Annotated in this window: 7 protein-coding genes, 6 tRNA genes and 1 pseudogene; 3 read left to right on the forward strand and 11 right to left on the reverse strand. The window is 39.5% G+C overall.

What is annotated here, in order from left to right; translation table 11 throughout:
• Positions 1–16 precede the first annotated feature (16 nt).
• From ACYVLS_RS03635 to ACYVLS_RS03665, 7 genes are all read right to left on the reverse strand, one after another.
• Positions 17–1,048, reverse strand: a complete 1,032-nt coding sequence (locus tag ACYVLS_RS03635; RefSeq protein ID WP_460321346.1) for a CdaR family protein — start codon at positions 1,046–1,048, stop codon at positions 17–19.
• Complete coding sequence (cdaA, locus tag ACYVLS_RS03640) at positions 1,045–1,905, reverse strand: diadenylate cyclase CdaA (RefSeq protein WP_460321348.1); 861 nt, start codon at positions 1,903–1,905, stop codon at positions 1,045–1,047. Before cdaA ends, ACYVLS_RS03635 begins: the two co-directional genes overlap by 4 nt.
• 189 nt (positions 1,906–2,094) lie before the next feature.
• Positions 2,095–2,166 (reverse strand) — tRNA-Gln (locus ACYVLS_RS03645).
• A gap of 11 nt (positions 2,167–2,177) precedes the next feature.
• Positions 2,178–2,258 (reverse strand) — tRNA-Tyr (locus tag ACYVLS_RS03650).
• Positions 2,259–2,280: 22 nt separating this feature from the next.
• Positions 2,281–2,353, reverse strand: a tRNA-Thr gene (locus ACYVLS_RS03655).
• Between the two features lie 27 nt (positions 2,354–2,380).
• Positions 2,381–2,452, reverse strand: a tRNA-Glu gene (locus ACYVLS_RS03660).
• A gap of 85 nt (positions 2,453–2,537) precedes the next feature.
• On the reverse strand, positions 2,538–2,813 hold the full coding sequence (locus tag ACYVLS_RS03665) for a GNAT family N-acetyltransferase (RefSeq protein ID WP_460321350.1): 276 nt from the start codon (positions 2,811–2,813) through the stop codon (positions 2,538–2,540).
• A 344-nt stretch (positions 2,814–3,157) separates the two neighbouring features.
• Here ACYVLS_RS03665 and ACYVLS_RS03670 point away from each other — a divergent pair, with 344 nt between their 5' ends.
• From ACYVLS_RS03670 to ACYVLS_RS03680, 3 genes are all read left to right on the forward strand, one after another.
• Entirely contained in the window at positions 3,158–3,622 is a 465-nt protein-coding gene (locus ACYVLS_RS03670) for a DUF2975 domain-containing protein (RefSeq protein WP_460321353.1), read from the forward strand.
• A 14-nt stretch (positions 3,623–3,636) separates the two neighbouring features.
• Positions 3,637–3,840, forward strand: coding sequence for a helix-turn-helix domain-containing protein (locus tag ACYVLS_RS03675; RefSeq protein WP_460321355.1), 204 nt, complete (start codon positions 3,637–3,639; stop codon positions 3,838–3,840).
• Positions 3,841–4,258: 418 nt separating this feature from the next.
• Positions 4,259–5,032, forward strand: a complete 774-nt coding sequence (locus ACYVLS_RS03680; RefSeq protein WP_460321357.1) for a Cof-type HAD-IIB family hydrolase — start codon at positions 4,259–4,261, stop codon at positions 5,030–5,032.
• 137 nt (positions 5,033–5,169) lie between these two features.
• On the opposite strand, the gene tnpB is transcribed toward ACYVLS_RS03680, so the two are convergent.
• The 4 genes and pseudogenes from tnpB to ACYVLS_RS03700 form a co-directional block, all read right to left on the reverse strand.
• The gene (gene tnpB, locus ACYVLS_RS03685) at positions 5,170–6,312 is read right to left on the reverse strand and encodes an IS200/IS605 family element RNA-guided endonuclease TnpB (protein WP_460321359.1); all 1,143 of its coding nucleotides are present in this window, start codon (positions 6,310–6,312) and stop codon (positions 5,170–5,172) included.
• A gap of 5 nt (positions 6,313–6,317) precedes the next feature.
• Positions 6,318–6,724 (reverse strand): annotated as a pseudogene (tnpA, locus tag ACYVLS_RS03690) (IS200/IS605 family transposase); the annotation flags it as partial.
• 359 nt (positions 6,725–7,083) lie between these two features.
• A tRNA-Thr gene (locus ACYVLS_RS03695) sits at positions 7,084–7,156 on the reverse strand.
• Positions 7,157–7,179: 23 nt separating this feature from the next.
• A tRNA-Asn gene (locus ACYVLS_RS03700) sits at positions 7,180–7,252 on the reverse strand.
• Between the last annotated feature and the right edge of the window lie 47 nt (positions 7,253–7,299).

Below are 7,299 nucleotides of genomic sequence, written 5' to 3' on the forward strand. Positions count from 1 at the left end.
ATTCCTAAATATAGTCTTATTCTGATTCGTTGTCATCTTCATCATTGTCATCGTCATTGTCATCGTCTTCGTCTTCAACTGGTGAAACCCGGATAAGAACATCCACTTCGCTTGGACTCGATTCTGATATTCCGTCATCAAGACTCAGCGGAATCGTCCGTATCGTTGACTCTGTTATGCCGGAGACGTCGACAGCTACAGAAAAGTTCTCTAATTCTTCAAGTACATCTGATTCTCCGGTTAAGGTAACATTTTCCGGCTCCCCTTGAGCAAATTCCAGTCGGTACTCGTATTCTTCACGAGGCGTGCCGGTCTCTTCAAGGTTCATCGGCAGTGTCCGTTGAGTCCCTTGAACAGGTATAAATACATCAATCTGCTGAGGTGCTATATTGACATTCAACGGGTCACCGGTTTCATCAAGAACCAGTACGTTAAGTCTCATTTCAATATCATCGGTAATATCACTGCCATCCGGCATGACCACTACCATCGCATCACTGATCATTTCCATAGTTGAAGCGGCCCCGGATACGGTAACCGTCTCGTCAGAAAGCACCGCAGCGTCCGCGCTGTAGCCATCTGCCAGATGAGCAAATTCGTTAAACTCAACTTTGACATCGTGCTCTTCTACTATTTTTCCTTCAATTTCAAGTGTCAATTCTGTCGGCATGATACTGTAAGATAACTGATTGCTTAACCCTTCAGCTTCGAGTCTGACCGTGTGTCTTCCCGGCCCAAGTTCATTCAAGTTCGGGGTTGCAATGTTAAAGTTTTGAGTAGCCAGAGTCTGAGTCAAGACAGCCTGAGGACCTTCGAGTCGGATAGTGGCCGTCTCAGGAATTCCTGAGACGAAATACAGTTCTCTGTCAATATTGATATCAATCGGTAAATTGGTAATGACTTCCGAACTGGTAATGCTCGCCCCATCTGTGGGACTTGTGGAACGGATGCGTGACTGATTTTCCAGAGCTACAAATGAAAAGAGTGTGATAGCAAAAACCAGTGCAACTAATTTTGTAATCCATGGATTATCCATATTCCATTTCACTTACCGGACACTCCCTTCCGAACCGCTTCAATAAATCCTTGAATTGGTCCCTGAGTCTCTTTTTCCTTTTCAGTCTCAACAAGTTCTTTGTTAAGGTAGTGAATGACTTCATCGTGCGTCATGTCATTAATTAAGTTCCCCCGTCTGGAGATACTGACTTCTCCTGTTTCCTCCGATACAATAATGGTTATTGCATCAGACACTTCTGACAAGCCGATTGCAGCCCGGTGACGGGTTCCCAATTTCTTTGGAATAGCCGGACTTTCCGATAAAGGAAGATAACTGGCAGCTGTGGCAATCTTGTAGTCTTTGATAATAACAGCACCATCATGAAGCGGTGTATTCGGTATAAAGATATTAATAAGTAGTTCAGACGTCAATTCTGCATTTAATGGGATACCTGTAGCAATGTATTCATCCAGACCTGTTTCCATCTCAATAGAAATCAGTGCGCCAATTCGTCTCTTACCCATATATTGAATCGCATGGGACAAATTGTCAACAATCACTTCACTCGGATTGGATCGCCTTTTGCGGCCAAATAGTGATCCGCGTCCCAGATGCTCCAGACCTCTTCTAAGTTCTGGCTGAAAAATAATAATCAAGGCCAGGGCTGACCACTGAATGACGAAATCCACGACAAATTCCGTTGTGTACAGTTGAAATACCACACTGAACGCTTTCAACAGTAAAATGATACCAATGCCTTTCAGCAGTTCAACCGCTCGGGTGCCTCTTACAATACGCATTAGCTGGTATATAAAAAAAGCGACAATCAGTATATCTATAACATTTACTGCTGTCCGCCAGGCCAAGAGTCTCGACCAGTCGTAATTTGTTAAAAAATCAATTGGCATTATGCCACCTCCAAAAATCTGCACATACACGGTGTTAGTATACCATATAATTATAAGGCGAAAGGCGATGAAATGTGATTAAATTTAAAAATCTTAGATTCTTCTTATTCAGAATTTTACAGCTTAGGATACTGAATTGCATTTAGTCAAAAAAAAACTGTGCAGCATAATGCCACACAGTTTTTGAGACTGGGCTACTAGGATTCGAACCTAGGAATGACGGGATCAAAACCCGCTGCCTTACCGCTTGGCTATAGCCCAATAATAATAAATGGAGGGAGTAGGATTCGAACCTACGAACCCGAAGGAGCGGATTTACAGTCCGCCGCGTTTAGCCACTTCGCTATCCCTCCGAAATAATAAAAAAAGTAAACATGCCGGCTAAAGGAGTTGAACCCTCGACCCACTGATTACGATTCAGTTGCTCTACCAACTGAGCTAAGCCGGCATTAAATTGCACTCAAGAAAGTGCTGATGACCCCTACGGGATTCGAACCCGTGTTACCGCCGTGAAAGGGCGGTGTCTTAACCGCTTGACCAAGGGGCCGTACATCCTGTGTTTTTTAAGCACAAGATATATTCTATTATGGATTGAGTGAATTGTCAATACAATTTAAAAAAATGAGTATTTTTTAATCATTAGCCCTTACATGCTCGTACTTGTCCGGTTTGCGGTCAAATAATTTCCCGACATACGGACACACAGGGTCAATTTTTTTCTGTTCTTTCTGCATTTCTTCAACTACACGATCGACAAGCTTCTCAGCCACTCCTTGTCCTCTTAAAGACGGATCAACAAACGTATGATCGACCGCTACTGTATCCCTTTGCGGCACCCAGGTAATTTCAGCAACTAATTTCCCATTATCTTCTTTATAAAAACGATTCTCTCCTCTAGTAAACTCCATTATGCTCCCCCTTTGATTACTATCTCTATTATAATTGTATCATAAAGAAACTAAGGAACAATACTAACCACTTTGAATCTGCGAAAAATACTGTTATGTCAGCTATTTGGTGAGCTGTTTATGTTTTTTGATACTACAATGTAAAAAATCAGATGATAACTCACGCTCCAAAATAATGAAACACATTATTAAATTATCGTTTATCGTTAATTAATTGTTGATAATAATAATTTTTGCTGTTACACTTTCCTTACTACATAGAAGGAGTGAACATAGTGAACATCAAATTATTTCGACAGATTTGTAAAGGATCCTCCGTATTACTAAAGGTGGTAGCAGTATTCATGGCTATTGCTGTAGTAACATCCTTATATGGCTATTTCTTTACGGATAGCACTATTTGGTTTAACTTAAATATGCCGAGTTTTCCGATACTTCATAGCGGGCGCAATTCTCCTACTGAAGCACAGCGGCAGCTTGCTGCGCTAATTGAGGTACCCTTTGCTACTACGCTTGGAATCTATATCTACTGGAAAGGCAGTCAGTTATTTAACTATCTTGCTAAAGGGCATACGCCTTTCTCTTTTGAATTTGCACAGTCAATAAAACGGCTAGCTCTTGTTCTGATTGTTTCTGATATTATTCTGCCAATGTTCCGCTCTTTAGTGGTCACGACCCTTATGGAGAACGGTTATTACTTCTTGATTGGTGTTAACGCCAGTTTAATGATTGGTCTGATTTTGTACGCTGTATCCGAAATTTTCAATTACGGCATCGAACTTCAGCGCTTGTCAGATGAAACAGTGTAAAGGAGGACAGCTAAATGCCTATTATAGTCAGACTGGACCGTGTCATGGCTGACCGGAAAATACTCTTGAAAGACCTGGCCGAAGAAGTTGGTATCTCTAATGTTAACTTGTCAAAATTAAAAACCGGCAAGGCTGTTGCAGTTCGTTTTTCCACATTGGAAGCCATCTGCAAGGCACTGGACTGTCAGCCCGGTGACTTGCTGGAATATGAAGAATAAGCTTAAATAATGAGTGCCTCTTGATGCTCATTTTATATTACTTCTGTGTAGTGCTGCTCATCCTATCTATTATTGACCAATCTAAAAAAAAGGAACGATTGCATTATCCATTATTTCGTTTCTTAAATAATGCATTTTTATACAGCCTTTTCTTAAATGGTAAGTTAACAGATATTTTTTTTATACGCTCTACTCACTATTAAACTAAAGAGGAGATAGATTAAAGGTATTGTATCGTGTATACTGTAGATTAATAAGGATTGTGACTAGTACGACTAGGCAAAACCTGAATAGGCATGGAGACGGCTTAAATCATCTTCTGTGCCTTTTCAGGTTTTTTTACATGTACTTAGTCAGTCTTAAAATAAAAGACAGCAGGCACTTAATAACCTGCACTAAAATCAGGGAGGTTTTAATAATGAAAACACACTACATATTTTTAGATGTAGACGGCACATTAGTCAGCTATGAAAATGAACTGCCCTCAAGCGCTGTATCCGCCATAAAACATGCTCAGGAAAATGGACATAAAGTTTATACAGTAACTGGCCGAAGCAAAGCTGAGATGTACGAAGACATATTATCCATTGGCTTTGATGGTTATATTGGCGGAAATGGCAGCTATATTGAAAACCAGGGAGAAGTTATTATGGAACGCAGTCTGTCCTACCAGGACTGTCAATCAATCGTTGACTGGTTAAATAAAAAAGGCCTCGAGTTTTACCTGGAAAGTAACGAAGGACTGTACGGAAGTGCCCACTTTGAAGAAGCAGCAGAAGAAACTATCCAGATTTACAGTGCTCGCAAAGGTAAGGAGAATACCAACAGTATTACAGTAAAAGACGCGTTTCCGGATATGATATTTGGTGAAGACGTTTACCGGAATAAGGTGAATAAGATCAGTTTCCTTCTCAATGAGTATAGCGATTATCTGGAGGCCAAAGAAGTCTTCAGCAATTTTAAAGTTGGAACATGGGGTGGTGCCGGTGAAACAGCTCTTTTTGGAGATATAGCACTAAAAAATATTGATAAGCAGTCAGGTATCCGTCTGCTTATGGACTACCTGAAGAAACCAAATAGTCAGACTATAGCTTTTGGTGATGCACAAGTGGATATTCCGATGCTCGAGTACTGTTCTATTGGCGTGGCAATGGGCAATGGTGGGGCTGAAAGTGAACTACTCACCCCTTAGCTAAACCTGACGGTTCTTAACGCTTGAAGTGGGAGCTTCGTGGGAACAGAGCGTACTTGATAGCGTATTTCTTTACTAACAGCGGTGTCTCTTATTTACCAAGCTATCCCCGTAGTTCCTACGGTTATTGATTTTATCTAAGCTAATGATTGTATTCGTAGACCTTCGGTCAGAATGTTTATACTAGCGTTGATGTCGCGGTCGTGATGTGCATGACAAATAGGACAAGACCATTCACGAATTTCGAGTGACTTCTTGCCGTCTTTGTGCCCGCATTCTGAACAGATTTGACTAGACGGAAACCATTTATCCACTGTGATGATTTCGCGTCCGTACCAGTCAGCCTTGTATTGCAATTTAGTCACAAAGCTAGACCAAGAAACATCAGAAATGCTTTTTGCTAATTTATGATTACGCAACATACCTTTTGTATTTAAGTCCTCAATACAGATAATATCGTGATTTTTGATAATCTCTGTACTCAACTTATTCAGAAAATCTGTACGTTGATTCATTACTTTTTCGTGTAGCTGTGCTACTTTTCGTTTTTGTTTTTGATAATTTTTGGCTTCAAACAGATTGATCCCGTTCTTTTCAGCTAACAAAGCACGTCTCGACAACTTACGTTGTTCACGTTTTAGTTTCTTTTCCATTTTGGACGTAAATTTGTTATTATCAATTTTTTGACCGTCAGAAAAAATCGCAAAGTCAGCTATACCTAGGTCAATACCAACAGCAGAATGACATTTAGGTAGGTCACTAACTTCTTCTTTGCATAGCAAAGAAATATAGTATTTACCGCTAGAATGACGTGATAGTGTTGCAGATTTAATAATGCCTTGTGGCTGCCTATGAAGTTTAATTCTGATTAAGGATTTTAATTTAGGAAGCTTAATAAATTTATTATCAATCAAAGCTATTGTTCCCTTTTGATTATTCGTTGTATAACTTTGTACAGGGTTTTTCTTGCTTTTGAATCTAGGGAATCCTACGGATTTATCACGAAAGAAGTTCTTGTATGCCTTATCTAAATTGAGTTGGGCATTTGCTAGAGCAAGGCTATCCACTTCTTTTAAGAACGGAAACTCGTTTTTATATTTTGCTGGTGTTGGAAAATTCATTTTTTTAGCTGAATCATTCTTAGTTTCTTCGTAAGCTTTCATTCGGTCATCAAGCATTAGATTGTAGACCTTACGAACGCAACCAAAAGACTTGGCAAAGAATATTTCCTGTTCTTCAGTTGGATATATTCTAAACTTGTATGCTCTTAATCGTTCCATAAGGTTCACCTACTTTCTATTTTATGATTATTTCCTTGATTTTGAATATATTTTTTAATCACATCAATTGGCGCACCGCCAGTTGTCAATAGACAAAAACGTTTAGACCAGAACATTTTTTCCAAAGAGACTTCTTGACTTTTGGAAAGTCTCGTTTTATCAAACGTGAGCTGGCACTTTTATAGGCATTGATGAATGTTGTCCATTCTGTTTTAGGTTGAGCTTTGAATACAACATGAATGTGGTCTTTGTCATGATTCCTCTCAACTAATGTAATGTGATATGATTCTGAAATTCTTTCAAAAGTAACTTTGGCATAATCTGATATGTCATCATCAATCAGGTGTCTACGATATTTCGTTACTAAAACAAGGTGGTAATAAAGAAGACATACGGAATGATTATTTGTATCTCATTCCATGATATATCAACCCATTTCTTATATAAACTGATTATAACATTGACCAAAATAAAAGGAAATATGCCTTAATTATCGGTTTTCGAGTTACCAACAGTAACCCTCATACCAAACGGCATTCATCACCCACCTATAGAGGATGGGCGACTTCTGCCTGAAAAAAATTAAAAGTATGGCAGATTTCATTACCGATGATGTTACAGAAGATGGCTTGTATAAAGCCTTTAGTCACTTTGGACTAATAGATTGAACAAACTAATTTGAACATCCAGAGAAAGGAAAGCATAAGATATGCTTTCTTTTCTCTATTTTATGCAAAAAAAAACAACACCCTAAGGCATTGTCTTTACTTAAGCCACTTGCCGGGTTTGAACCGGCGACCTCATCCTTACCATGGATGCGCTCTACCTGCTGAGCTAAAGCGGCACGTAATTTTTTTCATAAAAAAACTCCGCAAGCAGGGCTCGAACCTGCGACAACACGATTAACAGTCGTGCGCTCTACCAACTGAGCTATTGCGGAATAAGTTAAAGCTATTATAACAAAAAAAGAGCTGCACGGCAACGTCC

Source organism: Alkalibacterium psychrotolerans (assembly GCF_054784355.1).

Bases quoted from the DNA above. Each gene is read 5' to 3' on its own strand.
- tnpB (WP_460321359.1), bottom strand. From the start codon at position 6,312: ATGGAACGATTAAGAGCATACAAGTTTAGAATATATCCAACTGAAGAA.
- ACYVLS_RS03680 (WP_460321357.1), top strand. From the start codon at position 4,259: ATGAAAACACACTACATATTTTTAGATGTAGACGGCACATTAGTCAGC.
- ACYVLS_RS03675 (WP_460321355.1), top strand. From the start codon at position 3,637: ATGCCTATTATAGTCAGACTGGACCGTGTCATGGCTGACCGGAAAATA.
- ACYVLS_RS03670 (WP_460321353.1), top strand. From the start codon at position 3,158: ATGGCTATTGCTGTAGTAACATCCTTATATGGCTATTTCTTTACGGAT.
- ACYVLS_RS03665 (WP_460321350.1), bottom strand. From the start codon at position 2,813: ATGGAGTTTACTAGAGGAGAGAATCGTTTTTATAAAGAAGATAATGGG.
- cdaA (WP_460321348.1), bottom strand. From the start codon at position 1,905: ATGCCAATTGATTTTTTAACAAATTACGACTGGTCGAGACTCTTGGCC.